General features: G+C 69.9%; 12 protein-coding genes. 6 read left to right on the top strand and 6 right to left on the bottom strand.

The annotated features are described in order from the left end of the window. Window positions 1-3: 3 nt before the first annotated feature. The 3 genes from D892_RS0122690 to D892_RS0122680 are packed head-to-tail and all read right to left on the bottom strand — an operon-like array spanning window position 4 to window position 2,737. Window positions 4-1,380 carry an 8-oxoguanine deaminase gene (locus D892_RS0122690; protein WP_024803436.1) on the bottom strand — a complete coding sequence of 459 codons (1,377 nt, stop codon included), beginning with the start codon at window positions 1,378-1,380 and terminating at the stop codon, window positions 4-6. Continuing rightward, window positions 1,377-1,868 (bottom strand): (2Fe-2S)-binding protein, encoded by a 492-nt coding sequence (locus D892_RS0122685; protein ID WP_024803435.1) that lies wholly within the window; start codon window positions 1,866-1,868, stop codon window positions 1,377-1,379. The genes D892_RS0122690 and D892_RS0122685 overlap by 4 nt, the downstream gene beginning before the upstream one ends. Continuing rightward, window positions 1,868-2,737 carry a xanthine dehydrogenase family protein subunit M gene (locus D892_RS0122680; protein ID WP_024803434.1) on the bottom strand — a complete coding sequence of 290 codons (870 nt, stop codon included), beginning with the start codon at window positions 2,735-2,737 and terminating at the stop codon, window positions 1,868-1,870. The genes D892_RS0122685 and D892_RS0122680 overlap by 1 nt, the downstream gene beginning before the upstream one ends. Window positions 2,738-3,033: 296 nt before the next feature. Between D892_RS0122680 and D892_RS0122675 the strand changes: the two genes are divergently transcribed. Beyond that, the gene (locus tag D892_RS0122675) at window positions 3,034-4,533 is read left to right on the top strand and encodes a PucR family transcriptional regulator (RefSeq protein WP_024803433.1); all 1,500 of its coding nucleotides are present in this window, start codon (window positions 3,034-3,036) and stop codon (window positions 4,531-4,533) included. 6 nt (window positions 4,534-4,539) lie between these two features. On the opposite strand, the gene D892_RS0122670 is transcribed toward D892_RS0122675, so the two are convergent. Then, a complete protein-coding gene (locus D892_RS0122670; RefSeq protein WP_156959637.1) occupies window positions 4,540-4,785 on the bottom strand; it encodes a hypothetical protein in 246 nt (81 codons plus the stop codon). Between the two features lie 349 nt (window positions 4,786-5,134). Between D892_RS0122670 and D892_RS41955 the strand changes: the two genes are divergently transcribed. After that, entirely contained in the window at window positions 5,135-6,316 is a 1,182-nt protein-coding gene (locus tag D892_RS41955; RefSeq protein ID WP_036567401.1) for a CdaR family transcriptional regulator, read from the top strand. Between the two features lie 315 nt (window positions 6,317-6,631). After that, window positions 6,632-8,452, top strand: coding sequence for an FAD-dependent oxidoreductase (locus tag D892_RS0122660; RefSeq protein ID WP_156959636.1), 1,821 nt, complete (start codon window positions 6,632-6,634; stop codon window positions 8,450-8,452). Window position 8,453: 1 nt separating this feature from the next. Here D892_RS0122660 and D892_RS0122655 read toward each other — a convergent pair whose 3' ends face one another. Continuing rightward, a complete protein-coding gene (locus D892_RS0122655) occupies window positions 8,454-8,930 on the bottom strand; it encodes a hypothetical protein (protein WP_024803430.1) in 477 nt (158 codons plus the stop codon). Between the two features lie 609 nt (window positions 8,931-9,539). Then, the gene (locus tag D892_RS0122650; RefSeq protein WP_369801830.1) at window positions 9,540-10,448 is read right to left on the bottom strand and encodes an alpha/beta hydrolase; all 909 of its coding nucleotides are present in this window, start codon (window positions 10,446-10,448) and stop codon (window positions 9,540-9,542) included. A 513-nt stretch (window positions 10,449-10,961) separates the two neighbouring features. Between D892_RS0122650 and lpdA the strand changes: the two genes are divergently transcribed. Genes lpdA through D892_RS0122635 form a run of 3 tightly spaced genes read left to right on the top strand, consistent with a single transcriptional unit; the run spans window position 10,962 to window position 14,550 of the window. Then, a complete protein-coding gene (gene lpdA, locus D892_RS0122645; protein WP_024803428.1) occupies window positions 10,962-12,410 on the top strand; it encodes a dihydrolipoyl dehydrogenase in 1,449 nt (482 codons plus the stop codon). Window positions 12,411-12,423: 13 nt separating this feature from the next. Beyond that, the gene (gene pdhA / locus D892_RS0122640) at window positions 12,424-13,545 is read left to right on the top strand and encodes a pyruvate dehydrogenase (acetyl-transferring) E1 component subunit alpha (protein ID WP_024803427.1); all 1,122 of its coding nucleotides are present in this window, start codon (window positions 12,424-12,426) and stop codon (window positions 13,543-13,545) included. A 27-nt stretch (window positions 13,546-13,572) separates the two neighbouring features. Next, a complete protein-coding gene (locus tag D892_RS0122635; protein ID WP_198036969.1) occupies window positions 13,573-14,550 on the top strand; it encodes an alpha-ketoacid dehydrogenase subunit beta in 978 nt (325 codons plus the stop codon). The last annotated feature ends 11 nt before the right edge of the window (window positions 14,551-14,561 follow it).

Here is a 14,561-nt window from a genome sequence, read left to right as displayed (position 1 = left end):
GTCTCATCTCTTTTCCTCCCCGCGCAGCAGGCGTCGGCGAGCTTCGGCACCCGCCTGCGCCACCGCATCCTGGGACACCGTGCGCAATTCGTCGTTCTCCACCACCGTGCGCCCGCCTACCAGCAGCCGGGCCAGGGGCGGAGCCGGGCCGAAGACCAAGGCGCAGACCGGGTCGGCGAGGGCGGCGCGGAAGCCGTCGACGCGCCAGACGGCGATATCGGCCAGCTTCCCGATCTCGAGACTGCCGATCTCTCGCTGCCGGCCCAGGTTCCTGGCGCCACCGAGGGTGCCGATCTCGAGGGCCTGCCGGGCGGTGAGCGCGTCCGGGCCGTGCACCGCCCGCTGGAACAGCATGGCCTGCCGCATTTCTCCGGCCATCGAGGTCAGCTCGCTGGAGGCGGCGCCGTCCACGCCGAGACCGACCGGAGCACCGGCGGCGAGCAGATCGACGACCGGCGCGACCCCGGCGCCGAGGCGCGCATTGGAACTCGGACAGTGCGCCGAACCGCTGCCGGAGTCGGCGAACCGCCGAATGTCCTTGTCGTGCAGATGAACCGCGTGGGCGAACCACACGTCCTCGCCGAGCCAGCCGATCCGTTCCATGTACTCGACCGGGGTGCAGCCCATCTGCTCGAGGCAGTGCTCTTCCTCGTCCAGGGTCTCGGCGAGATGGGTGTGCAGGCGCACGCCCTTGTCACGGGCCAGCGTGGCGGATTCGCGCATCAGGGTCTCGGTGACCGAGAACGGCGAGCACGGCGCCACGGCCACGCGCAGCATGGAATCGAACGACGGATCGTGGTACCGGTCGATGGTTTCCGCTGTGCCGCTGAGGATGTCGTCGGTACGCTCGACCACCTCATCGGGCGGCAGCCCGCCGTCGGACCGCCCTCGATCCATGGAGCCGCGGCACGGGTGGAACCGCAGCCCGATCTCCCCGGCGGCGCGCACCTCGGCCTCGAACAGATCGCCACGCCCCCGCGGGAACACGTAGTGGTGGTCGCTCGAGGTGGTGGTGCCGGTCAGCGCCAGCCAGGCCAGGCCCGCGGCGGCGGCACCGTAGGTGACCTCGGCGTCGAGGCCGGCCCAGAGGCGGTACAGCCCGGTCAGCCACTCGAACAGGGTCGAGTCCTGGTACATCCCCTGGGTGGCCCACTGATACAGATGATGGTGCGTATTGACCAGCCCCGGAGTGACCAGGCAGCCGGTGCCGTCGATACGCTCGGCGCCCTCGAACTCCGGTGCCGGGCCGGCACCCATTCCGGTGATACGGCCGTTCTCCGCGGTGAGGTAACCGCTTTCGATCTCCGCGCCCACGATCGTTGCGAGGTAAGCGTTTTCGATGACCAGCCGGGGCGAGCCGGCCGGGCCGGACGCGTTCACCGTGCGGCCTCCTTCCGCTCGGCGGCCATCCGCACCGCGTCCAGGATCTTCTCGTAACCGGTGCAGCGGCACAGGTTTCCGGCCAGCGCCTCGCGGATCTCGGCGTCCGACGGGTTCGGGTTGTGCTCGATCAGGTCGTGGGCCTGCACGATCAGTCCCGGGGTGCAGAATCCGCACTGCACGGCACCGGCCGCCACGAAGGCCTGCTGCACCGGATCCAAGGTCTCCGCCGCGTCCTCGGCCGATCGGGTCGCCAGGCCCTCCACCGTGCGCACCGAGCGGCCCTGCGCCTGCCCGGCGGCGACCAGGCACGAGCACACCGGCGTGCCGTCCAGATAGACTGTGCACGAACCGCATTCGCCTTGTTCGCAGGCGTTCTTGGAGCCGGGCAGCCCCATGCGCTCGCGCAGCATGTACAGCAGGCTCTCGCCCTCCCACACGTCGTCCACGTGTTCGGCGCACCCGTTGACCTCGAGGCTCACCCGCATCAGGCCGCCCTCCTCGGCGCCGCGTAGTCGTTCCAGGCCCACGTCAGGGTGCGGCGCGCCAGCACCGACAGGGCATGCCTGCGATAGTCCGCGGTACCGCGCACGTCATCGATCGGCTGCGCCGCGGCCGCGACCAGCTCGCCGAATTCGCGTCCCACGGAATCGGCCAGCGGCGCGGGACTTTCCCACGGCAGCGCCTCGGCCAGATATTGTTCGGCCGCCACCGCGCGCAGCGGCACGGGCCCGGCCGAACCGATTCCCGCGCCCACGGCGCGCCGTTCCGGATGCAGCGCCACCGCGAACGAACAGACCGCGATCACCATGGCATTGCGGGTGCCGACCTTCGAAAAGTATTGCGGCCCGGTAGCGGGGGCGAGCCAGACGGCGCGAATCAATTCGTCCGGCTCCAGCGCGTTCTGCTTGACCCACACGTAGAAATCGTCGATCGGAATCATCCGGCTGCCGCGCGCGGCCGATTCGACTTCGATCACCGCATCGGCGGCCAGTAGCGCCGGATGGCTGTCACCGGCCGGCGACGCGGCACCGAGATTGCCGCCCACCGATCCCCGATTGCGAATCTGCGGCGAACCGACCGTCCGCGCCGCCTGCGCCAGTGCGGGCACCTGACGCTCCAGGTCGCGGATGATTCGCACGTACGGCACGCCGGCGCCGATGCGCAGCCGGCCGTCGCTCTCCGTCACGTCGAGCAATTCCCGGCACGGATTCAGATCCAGCAGCGCGGGCGGCCGGGCCTTGTCGAAATTCAGCTCCACCATGATGTCGGTGCCGCCTTGAATCGGAGTGGCCTCGGGGCGGGTGGCCCGCATGTCGAGGGCCGCCGCCCAGTCCGCCGGTCGCAGGAATTCCATCGTCACTCCCCCCAGCCTGCCGCGGGCGGGCGCCCGGGAAACTTCTGCGCCATGAAACCTCCATCGGCAAGAATCGGTGTCCCTCGAGTACACCCGCGCGGAGGGGGTCGCTGCCACGACCGGACCGACGAACCGTGCCACGGTTCACACGCCGGTATTTGTGCTTATCTCCAAACCGTATGACGGCCGGGTTTCCCACGGTCACGACCGCATTGCGCCGGTAACGACGCAATGGCGTCCGCCAGCCGCGCCCGATTCGACCGGTGCCGGACCGGCTGCTGTTAGCGTCGGCGACTATGCGCCTTCGTTCCCTGCTCGCCATGACGGATCTGGGTCTGGAGCTCGTCACCGGGGAGGAAGAGCTCGACCGGTTCGTGCGCTGGGTGGTCACCCAGGATCTGCTCGATCCGAGCCGGTACCTGTCCGGCGGCGAGCTGGTCCTCACCGGCATGCAGTGGCGGAGCACACCGGAGGACAGTGAGCGTTTCGTCGCGTCGCTCGCCCGGGCCAAGGTGGCGGCGCTGGCCACGGGGGACGCCCGCTACGGCGCCCCGCCCGAGGACGTCGTGGACGCCTGCCGCCGGTACCGCATCCCGCTGTTCCGGGTGGACACGAACGTGGCGTTCGCGGCGGTCACCGAGCGGATCACCCGGGAACTGTCCACCGGGCGGGCTACCGATTTGTCGGCCATCCTGGACCGGCACCGGCAGCTGGTCTCCGGTGCCGGGCTCGGCTCGGTCCTGGAACTGATCGAACGCGATCTCGGGATGCGCTGCTGGGTGATGTCCTCGACCGGGCGCGTGGTGGCCGGGCCGCCATCGGCACCGCCCGGCGGGGCCGTCGCCGCATTCCTCAGCGCCCGGCGCCTGCCCTGCGTGATCACCGCCGGCGAACGCCCCTACTCGCTGTTCGCCGTCGACGAGCACGGCACCTCCCGTGCCGCCGACTGGCTGCTGATATTCGACGCCGACTGCGCCGACTGGCCGGAGGAACGCCGCGCCCTGACCGGCGAGCTGGCCGCGGTGGTCTCGCTGGAACGCGCCCGGCAGGACGATCGGCAGAGCGCGGAGGGCCGGCTGGCCGAGGAGCTGATTCAGTTGATCGTCTCCGATACCAAACCGGCGGAGATCATTTCGCGTCTCGAGCTCACCGGGCTCGGTTCCGCCGACAGCCACATCGCCGTGGCGGCCGCGGCGGAAAACGGCTTGCGGCCCGGGGAATTACGGTCGCTGCTGCGCGAAATCCTTTCCGGCAGAACGCCGGCCGTCGGCGTGGTGGACGGTGAGGCGATCGCGCTGATCCCCGCCGACACGTCCGTGCTCGACGCCATCCACACCGCGCTCGACACCCTGGAACCGGGCCTGGGCGAGAGCCGGCTGTCGATCGGGGTCAGCGGCATCGTCGACGGCGAGTCGCTGCGCGGCGCGGTCGACGAGGCCCGGCACGCCCGGCGCGTGGCCGCCGACCGGCAGCGGCCGGCCTGCGTGGTCGGCCACGACGAGCTGGCCACCCACATGATGCTGCTGGCCAGCGTGCCCGACGAGGTGCGGCGGATGTTCCGGTTGCGCCTACTGGATCCACTGATCACCTACGACCGCGACAACAGCTCCGACCTGGTGCACACCCTCGAAACCTTCCTGGAGACCTCGGGGGCCTGGGCCCGCAGCGCCGAGCTGCTGCATGTGCACGTCAACACGATGCGCTACCGGATCGCCCGCATCGAGGAGCTGACCGGACGCGACCTGTCCCGGCTCGCCGACCGGGTGGATTTCTTCCTCGCACTCGCCCTGCGCTGAGCCGCGTCACGCCGGAGGGCCGCCTCGGCGGACCGCGCTCGGCGGCCGCCGGCGGACCAGTTCCACCTCGGGTAGCGCCGCCGTCACCGAGAGCATGGCCAGGCCCGTATCGCGAATCATGCGGTCGAGCCCGTCGAGGATCTCGGTGAGTGCGGCCTGGGTCTTGTCCAGCCGCGCCGCCGGCGGCTCATCGCTGTCGAAGGTCGCGGCGACGGTGTCCAGCCGCAGCCCGATATCGAACAGCTGCCGCACCAACTGATCGGCGATTCCCGCGAATAGGGCAGTATTACACCGACATTCGCCGACTCTGTCCGCACAACCCACCGGCAGGTCGCTGCTGTACCCGTGCATTCCGCCTCGCCTCCCCGTCGACGGCACACGGATCCGGAAAACCCATGATCGCCAAGCCGCCGGCGACAGTCGCAAATGCCGGGCCACCCGCTCGATACCGTCGGCATCCGGATGATGGCATTTCCGCTTTCCGCCCTGGAATATCCGGGCCGCGCGGCGACCAAACCCGCCCGCCCCCGGTATTCTCCGCCGGAAACACGGAGAAACCACCCGAGGTCGGCGGCTCTCGCCCGCGGTAGCGTGGGGCGTCATGGCGGCGCCGCACCCAGCACTCTCGACTCCGGGCACCCGGCGGCTCGCGGACGCCTGCCGGACGGATATTCCGGTGCTGACCAGGCGGTTGATCTCGGCGATCTTCACCGACAACCCGGAGTGGACCGATTACACCTCGGTCCCGCGGGCGGATCTGCGGGACGGCTGCAAGCGGTATCTGACCCGGATCCTGGATCTACTGGCCGGGGCGGCGGGCGATCCGGAACGCGACGACGTGGCGGCGTCGATCGGCAGGCGCCGCGCCGACCAGGGCGTTCCGATGGAGGCGATGCTGCGCACGTTCCGGCTCGGCGGCGGGATCGTCTGGGAAGCGCTGCTGGACCAGGCCGAGGACGCCGGACCGCAGGAGATCCGGGAGGCCGGTACGGCGATGTGGACGGTGATCGACGGCCTGTCGTCCGCGCTTGTCACCTCCTACCGCAACACCGAACTCGAGCGGGTGCGCAGCGACGAGCGCCGCCGGCACGCGCTGATCGAGGATCTGCTGGCCGGGCGGGCACACGACGCGGTCTTCGCGGCCCGGGCCGCACGCGAGCTGAACCTGCCGACGACCGGTGCGTACCTCGTGGTCGCGGCGCGCGGAGACGGCCGGCCGCTGCGCGCGGGCGCCGAAACGACGTTGTCCGCATGGGGAATTCACTCGGTGTGGCACGACCGGGTGGACACCACGATCGGCCTGGTGTCCCTGGAGCACCGCGACGGCGCCGCCGTGATGAACCAGCTCCGGCCCCTCATCCGCGGCCGTGCCGGCGCCTCACCCGCGGTACCCGGTCTGGCACACGTGGACTCGGCGCACGCGCTGGCGCTCGTCGCACTGGAGACATTGCCCGGCGACGCAACGGGTTTGGTCTCGCTGGACGACCGCTACCCGGAGGCGCTCCTCGTCCGCTCCCCCGACCTGACCGACCTGCTGTCGCAACACACCCTCGGGCCCGTCCTCGAATTACCTGTCAAGGAGCGTGACGTTCTCCTGGACACCTTGGCCGCCTGGCTGGCGGAGAACTGCTCCGCCGCCAACGCCGCCCCGCTCCTGCACTGCCACCGCAACACGGTCATCAACCGCCTGCAACGGATTTCGACACTGCTCGGCCGGCCTCTGGAAGGCCAGCGCTCCTACGTGGAACTGTCCCTCGCCTTGGCCGCCCTCGAACTGCGGTGAGCCGACGGGACACAGTGCCGTCGCTCGACGACGCGCTCAGCGGCGAGCGGAACGCGGCGACGCGGAGGCGGTCAGTCAGCGAGTTCTCGGCGATCGGGTTACCGCCCCATCCCTGTGGCGTAGATCACCACCAAAGAGGCTGTCACAGTTGGCATTCCGGCAAAACCTGGTAGGTTGGCCGCATTAAGTTAATGTTCATTCTCTCAATGAACATAGCCCGACTCGGGAGTCGGGCCTCCGCGCGCGGCAGTGTGGCCGAAGGATCGCGGGCGTGTCAACCCAGTAGAACGCTCTAGTACAGGACGGAACTGCGTCATGTCCGATATGTTGCCGCTACCATCGTCCGCGCCTAAGTCAACATTAAGTGTCCGACAATTCAGTAGAAGGAAGCTGCTTCAGGCAGCCGGGGGCGCGGTGGGTGCGGCCGGGCTGGGGCTGACGTTCGGGGCGCCCTCCGCGGGCTCCCGGCCGGGTGGGCGGCGGCAGACGGTGGCCGTGCTCGGTGGGGGTGTGGCCGGGCTGACGGTGGCGCACGAACTTGCCGAGCGGGGGTTCGATGTCACCGTCTATGAGCGAAAGGCGCTCGGGGGCAAGGCGAGAAGCCTGGCCGTGCCCGATACCGGGCGGGGCGGGCGCCGCGATCTTCCCGGCGAACACGGGCATCGGGGCTACTTCGGCTTCTACCGGCATCTTCCGGATACGTTGCGCCGCATTCCGTTTCCCGGCAATCCCCGGGGTGTTTTCGACAACCTCACGGTGGTCGACTACGTCATGCTGGCCCGGGACGGGGGGCGGTTCGGCCTCGGCGTACCCGCCGGGATCACGAATACGTTCGACGATCTCGACGGGCTCCGGCAGGCCGTCCTCGGCGCGCTCCAGGCCGGGGTCGATATCTCGCCCGCGGAGCAGGCCTACCTCGCCGATCGCATGCTGATCTTCCTGACCAGCTGCGATGAGCGTCGCTTCGGCCAGTGGGAGTTCATCACCTGGTGGGACTTCATCCGCGCCGAGACCAAATCGGTGAACTACCAACGACTCTTCGGTCAGCAGTCGCAGATCATCGAGGCGCTGAAGGCACAGGTGGGCAGCGCGCGCACCATCGGGCAGGGGCTCGAGGCGATCTTCTACTCCGCACTCGACTATCCCGGCAGCGACGGACAGCTCAACCGAATCATGAACGCGCCCACCAACGATGCCTGGATCGACCCGTGGGAGCGCTATCTGCGCGGCCTGGGTGTCGACATCCGGACGCCCGCCGAGGTCACCGGGCTCACCGTGCGGGACGACCGGATCGCCGCCGCACGAATCGAGGGTCCCCGCGGCACGGAAACGGTGACCGCGGACTGGTTCGTTCTCAGTGTGCCGCTGGAACGCGCGCGGCCGATCCTGTCCACGCCGGAGCTGCTCGCCGCCGATCCCGGATTCGGGAAACTGACTGCGCTGCAAACCACTTGGTCGGCGGGGATCCAGTATTACCTCAACCGGGAGCTTCCCGGTATCGCCGGGCACATCGCCTACATCGACTCGCCCTGGAAGCTGGTATCGATCTCGCAATCGCAGTTCTGGCGCGAGAATTTCGCCGCGACCTGGGGTAGCGGCGCGGAGAAGGAGTCGTTCTCGGTCGTGGTGTCGGACTGGACCGATACGCCCGGGATGCTCTACGGCAAGCTCGCCAAGGACTGCACCCCACAGGAACTCGCCGACGAGACCTGGGCGCAGATGAAGGCGCACCTCAACGGCACCGGCCCCGCCGTGCTCACGGACAACCTGATCGAGTCGTACTACATCGGCCCCGCCGTCACCGATCTCGGCACCCCGCGGGCCGCCGACGACGAACTGTTCTTCGTCAACAGCGTCGGCTCCTGGTACGACCGCCCGACGGCGAAGACCGCGATCCCGAACCTGTTTCTCGCGGCCGACTATGTGCAAGCGCCGAAGAACGTCGATTTCGCCTCGATGGAGGCGGCCAACGAGGCCGCGCGCCACGCGGTCAACGCGCTGCTCGACGAGGCGGGCTCCACCGAGCACCGCGCACCGCTGTTCGACGGCTACCGGCCGCCCGAGGTCGAGGCGTTCAAGGCCGCCGATCTGGCCCGCTATCGCGCCGGCCGACCCCACGCGCTCGACCTGGGATGAGCTATTCGCGTCGCGCGCCCTCGGGCCAGACGATGTCGACCGGGACGCCGCGGCGTAGTGCCGCGGCGACGGCGTCGGAGGTGCCGCCGGGTTCGCCGTCGCTGCCGTCCCACACCGCGAACAACCGGTCGACGTCGGCGAGGAGAGCTGCATTGGCGGCCCGGTACGCGGCGGGCGACGGTTCGGCATAGGGCATCACCCGCACGGTCGCGGCGCGGTGCAGCAGGGTGTCGAAGGCCGGGCGCTGCGCGGCCGCAATCGCGTTGTCGCGGTAGCGGTTCGCGGGAAGAATGACCTCGAGCCTGCCGCCGAGGGTGAGAACGGTGTCGGCGAATACCTGGTCCGCACCGGGCGCCAGGCAGCTCATCCCGACGAGCCCCGAGCCGCAGACGTGCAGCCGGCCCGCGAGGGCGTCCTGCACGAGGCGGGTGGTGGCGGCCGTGAGCCCGGTGTGGCCGGTGATGCCGATCCGGGTCATGGATGCGCACTCCTCACCCTCGACTATCCGGCCCGGGGAATTTCTGCCGGATACGCATACGCCATAGCCCGCCGCCGGGCAGGATCCGGCGGACCGAGCACCATCAACGCTACCTCCGCCCGGCCATGCGCGGCACCGGGCCCAGGCTCACGACCGCCCGCGGCCGGATCGCAACACGGATCGACCATGTCGGCAGCACCCGGCTCGCACACGTGCTCGCGGAGCGCCACCTCCCACCGCGCGACCAGCGGACCCACCGTGGGACGAAGAGTTGGCACACGCATCGGGACAACGGGCATTGATCTGCCGACGCCGGCCGCACCTCGTCAGCGCACTCATGGACCCCGGCACGAACGTGCGCTGAGGCCGTGCGCCGCAGGCGATCACCGCACGTCGGTCCCGGGCTCCCGGCGCCGGTGACGAACCGGGCAAGCATGCGTGCGTCGATCGCAGTCAGCGGATACTGCTGAGGCCCAGCCTCTTTCGGCCGTCGTGCCGAGAGCGGCCGCGGCCATGATGAGTTCGGCGGGGTGCCCAGGGCCTCGGTAGGCTGCGCGGGCCGGTTCTTATGAACAATTCGTAGTTTCCCGGCGCCGAGCGCGTTGTTCCTCAGGCGCCGAGCGCGGCGGCCAGCTGCGGCCAGGAGTCATGCAGGTCCGCCTCGAACTGGCCCCAGGTGTGTGCGCCCTCCGACCGGTTCACGAAGGTCGCGGGCACGCCGACCTGCGCGAGCCGTCCGGCGAAGGCGCCGGTGCACGAGCTGGCGATCGCCTCCACCGGCGGGAACGGCAGGCCGCCCTGATCGACCCGGCCCGGAGTACCGGAGCCCGCCGACAGATAGACGGACTTGCCCGCCAGCGCGGGAGCCCTGGCGAACGCGTCGTGTGCCTGCCAGACCGCGGTGCCGGGCACGCCCCACATGTTCACGGGGTTGGCGCCACCGCGCGCGAGCTGGGCCGTGATCAGGCCGGTCCCGACGGGATCCGCCGACCAGGGGCACCCGCTGTAGGCCGCGACGGCGCTGTACCGCCCGGGAGCCTGAATGGCCAGATCTATCGCGGACGCGGCGCTCATCGACACCCCGGCGACGGCATTGCGGCCGGTGGCGCCCAGATGCGGATCGAGGGCCGTCGGCAGTTCCCGAGTAAGATAGGTCTGCCAGCGGCCCCGGCTGACCACGGCATCCTCCGCGAGCCAGTCGGTGTACATGCTGTAGGCGCCGCCGATCGGCATCACCACGTTGACGTGCTTGTCGGCGAAGAACTCCCGGACATCCGTATCGTCCCACCAGGAGATCCCGTCCAGACCGCCGCCGATACCGGTGAGCAGATACAGCGTGGGCGCCGGGCCGTCCCCGGCGGCGCGGATCACCCTGTTGCTCACCACCCGATCCATCGCCGGCGAGTACACGTCCACCTGCGACACGGATCCGCCCAGGGAACTCTCGCCGACCACCCCCGCACCCGCCGCCGCGGCCGGACCGGTGGAGAGCAGACACGTCGCGACCGTGGACAGCACCACGCCCAAGAGCGCGGCCAAATACTTGGAAGCCCTCACATCTCCGTTGTACGCCGGAAGATCACCCGCGCGCAGCAATCCGCGAAAGGTCGTGCGGCTCGGCCGATCACCCGGACGGCCGGACGGCGAACGCCGCGATGTCCACCGGCCTTCTGCTCCGCGCTGTGTCCCTGGTACCGAGCGACGGCGCCCCTGATACCGAGCGACTGCGACCCCATACCGAACGACTGTGTCCCTCGTACGGAACGACTGCGCGCCCCGTACCGAACGACTGTGCTCCGGGCACCGAGCACGGGCGCTCCCGGTCGCGCACGGACCGGGACGGACCGGGTCCGCGCCGCGGGTTGAAGCTATTACCGATCGGTAGCAGTTGGGCGGAGCGCCCAGTCTCGCACCGTGATTCCTGGGCTTCCGAGTCATTGTCTGTGCGGTGGGTGGCGGCAAAACTCTTTCGGGATGGCTCGCGCCACAACCTGGGCGGAGCCGGAATCGTTGAGATGAGGAGCACCACGAGTGCCGGAATTCGATCTGCTGGTCGTCGGCGGCGGCCCGGGTGGATACGTGGCCGCCATCCGAGCCGCCCAGCGCGGGCTGTCCGTGGGTCTGGTGGAGAAGGAGCGGCCGGGCGGAGTCTGCCTCAATTGGGGCTGCATTCCGACCAAGGCCATGCTGCGGTCCGCGGAGGTGTTCCAGACCGTCGCCGCCGCAGCCGATTTCGGTGTGCTGGTCGATAATGTGCGGTTCGATTTCGGCGCCGTGCGGCAGCGCAAGGACGGCATCGTCAAGGAGCTGACCGACGGTGTGGCCGGCCTGCTGAAGGCCAACGGCGTGACGGTTGTGGAGGGCCACGCCCGCTTCACCGGCCCCACCACCGTCGAGGTGCACGAGGTGGGCCCGTCACCGGTCTTTCCCGACGGCCCCCGCTACGCATCCTCCCCCACCGCGCCGATTCGCCGCGTCGATGCCCGGGACGTGATCGTCGCGACCGGGTCGGTCCCGGCCCGGCTGCCGATTCCGGGCGCGGATCTGCCCGGCGTGATCACCTCCGACGGCGCGTTCGGACTCACGGAGGTGCCGCGCCGGCTGGTGGTCGTCGGCGGCAGCGCGGTCGGCGCCGAATGGGCCAGCCTGTTCGCCACGTTCGGCAGCGAGGTGACGATCGTCGAACTCCAGGATCGCCTGGTTCCGCTGGAGGACAAGGACATCGGGGTCGCGCTGGGGCGGTCGTTCGCCAAGCGCGGGATCACCGTGCTGACCGGATCGACGGTCGACTCGATCGCCGAGGGCGATGCGCTGCGTGTCACCGTCGGCGGCCCGCAGGCGCGTGAGCTCGACGCCGATGTGGTGCTCGTCGGGGTGGGGCGCCGGCCCAACACCGCCGACCTCGGCCTGGAGGCCGCCGGGATCGTCACGGACACACGGGGATTCATCCCGGTAGACGATCAGCTGCGCACCGGTGTCGAGCACGTGCACGCCATCGGCGATGTCACCGGGCGGGCGCTGCTCGCGCACGTCGCCTCCCATCAGGGGCTCACCGCCGCCGACGTGATCGCCGGGCACCCGGCGCACATCGACTACACGGTGATCCCCGCGGCCACCTTCACCCATCCGGAGATCGCGAGCGTCGGCCGCACCGAGGAGCAGGCGCGCGCCGCCGGGCACGAGGTGATGACCGCGCAGTTCCCGTTCGCGGCGCTGGGCCGGTCGAGGACCTTCGGCGATACCGAGGGTTTCATGAAGATCGTTGCCGGACAACGGCATCGGGAAGTACTCGGCGTGCACATCATCGGGCCGTCGGCCAGCGATCTGATCATCGAAGGCGCGCTGGCCGTTTCGCTGGAGGCGACCCTCGACGAGCTGGCCGACACCATCCACGCCCACCCCACTCTCGGCGAGATCGGCATGGAGGCGGCCCTGACCGGGCTCGGCCTGCCGGTACACATCGCGCCGCGCAAGCGTTGAGGAGGTCCCACCCGTGACCACGACCACTGCCCCGCGCAAGACCGCCCGGAAGTCCGCCAAGCCGCGGGCCGCCGCGAACACCGAGGCCGGCAAGCGGTTCGACGCCGAGGACCCGCAGGCGCTGCGCGGCATGTACCGGGACATGCTGTTCGTGCGCCGCTTCGAGGAGCGCACCGCGCAGAGCTACCAGCAGGCCAAGATCGGCGGCTACTGCCACCTGAACCTGGGCGAGGAGGCGACCGTCGTCGGCCTGGCGGCGGCGATGCGGCCCACCGACTACCTGTTCACCAACTACCGCGAGCACGGTTACGCCCTGGCCAAGGGCATCGAACCCGGGCGGGTGATGGCCGAGCTGTACGGCCGCACCACCGGCACCTCCAAGGGCTGGGGCGGTTCGATGCACATGTACGACACCGCGGCCCGGCTGCTCGGCGGGTATGCCATTGTGGGCGGCCAGGTTCCGCTGGCCGTCGGCGCCGCACTGGCCATCGACTACCGCGGCGGCGACGACGTGGTGGTGTGCCAGATGGGTGACGGCACCACGAATATCGGCGCCTTCCACGAGTCGCTGAACATCGCGGCCCTGTGGCGGCTGCCGGTGCTGTTCCTGGTGATCAACAACCGGACCGGGATGGGCACCACGGTCGAACGGTCCTCGGCGGAGCCGGATCTGTACAAGCGGGCCGAGTCCTACCGGATGCGCGGCGAGCGCGTCGACGGCACCGATGTGCTGGCCGTCCGCGATATGGCGAGTGACTTGCTGGAAGGCGCTCGGCGCGAAGGTAAACCGGCGCTGCTGGAGGCGGTGAGCTATCGGCTCAAGGGCCATTCGGTCGTCGATCCGGCGAAATACCGGTCCGCCGAGGACGTTTCGGAGGCCCGCGCGCACGATCCGATCACCCGGTTCGCCGCCGAGCTGATCGAGTCCGGGGTGCTGACGGAGCAGGACACCGCCGACCTGGAGGCCGAGGTGCGCGAGGGCGTGGCGGCCGCGGTCGCGTTCGCCGACGCCGGCCCGCACCCGGATCCGGAAAGCCTGTTCGACTACACCTATGCCACGCCGGTGCCCGGCGATTCCCGCCGCCTGCCCGCCGACCCGCTGTTCACCGCCCGGCCCGACGGCGCCACCGCCTGAAACGAGGACCACACGACCGTGCCTGTCATGACCTATCGCGAAGCCTTGCGCGACACCCTGCGCCGCGAGATGCGGCGCGACGACGACGTCCTGCTGATCGGCGAGGAAATCGGCGTCTTCGAGGGCTCCTACAAGATCACCGCCGGGCTGCTCGACGAGTTCGGCGAGAAGCGGGTGCGCGACACCCCGATCGCCGAGGAGGGTTTCGTCGGCGCGGCCGTCGGCGCCGCCATGCTCGGGCTGCGGCCCGTCGTGGAGCTCATGACGATCAACTTCTCGCTGCTCGCGCTGGACCAGATCGTCAACCACGCCGCCAAGATCTACGGCATGTTCGGCGGACAGACCAGCGTGCCGATGGTGATCCGCACCCCCGGCGGCGGCGGTCAGCAGCTGGGTGCGACGCATTCGCAGAACATCGAGCTGTACTACGCCTTCGTACCGGGGCTGAAGGTGGTCGCGCCGAGCACCCCGGCCGACGCCCGGGCCCTGTTGCAGGCGGCGATCCTCGACGACGATCCGGTGCTGTTCCTGGAGAATCTCGCCCTCTACAACACCAAAGGCGAAGTGCCCGAGGATGTTCCGCCCGCGCAGATCGGCAAGGCGGCAGTCACCCGGGAGGGCGCCGACATCACGCTGATCGGCTATTCCCGCATGGCGACGGTGGCCACCCAGGTCGCCGAACGGCTGGCCGAGGACGGCACCTCGGCCGAGGTGATCGATCTGCGGAGTCTGCGGCCACTGGACCGCGACACGCTGGTGACCTCGGTCCGCAAGACCGGCTGCGCGGTGATCGGCGAGGACGACTGGCTCACCTACGGCATCGGCGCGGAGGTCGCCGCCTCGATCTCCGATGGGGCCTTCGACTACCTCGACGCGCCGGTGCGGCGGGTGGCCATGGCCGAGGTGCCGCTGCCGTATGCCAAACCGCTGGAACGGATCGCGCTGCCCTCGGCCGACTCGCTGTACACCGCCGCGGTGGAAACCCTTGCGGCCGTGGGTCGCTGAACCCGAAGGAC

Source organism: Nocardia sp. BMG51109 (genome assembly GCF_000526215.1).
Lineage (GTDB): Bacteria > Actinomycetota > Actinomycetes > Mycobacteriales > Mycobacteriaceae > Nocardia.
Note: the sequence above shows the minus strand (reverse complement) of the source record. Positions and strands in the feature narration are given on the sequence as shown.

Excerpts from the sequence above, each read along its gene's own strand:
- D892_RS0122675 (WP_024803433.1), top strand. The coding sequence starts at position 3,034 with ATGCGCCTTCGTTCCCTGCTCGCCATGACGGATCTGGGTCTGGAGCTC.
- D892_RS41955 (WP_036567401.1), top strand. The coding sequence starts at position 5,135 with ATGGCGGCGCCGCACCCAGCACTCTCGACTCCGGGCACCCGGCGGCTC.
- D892_RS0122680 (WP_024803434.1), bottom strand. The coding sequence starts at position 2,737 with ATGGAATTCCTGCGACCGGCGGACTGGGCGGCGGCCCTCGACATGCGG.
- D892_RS0122655 (WP_024803430.1), bottom strand. The coding sequence starts at position 8,930 with ATGACCCGGATCGGCATCACCGGCCACACCGGGCTCACGGCCGCCACC.
- D892_RS0122685 (WP_024803435.1), bottom strand. The coding sequence starts at position 1,868 with ATGCGGGTGAGCCTCGAGGTCAACGGGTGCGCCGAACACGTGGACGAC.
- D892_RS0122635 (WP_198036969.1), top strand. The coding sequence starts at position 13,573 with ATGACCTATCGCGAAGCCTTGCGCGACACCCTGCGCCGCGAGATGCGG.
- D892_RS0122660 (WP_156959636.1), top strand. The coding sequence starts at position 6,632 with ATGTCCGATATGTTGCCGCTACCATCGTCCGCGCCTAAGTCAACATTA.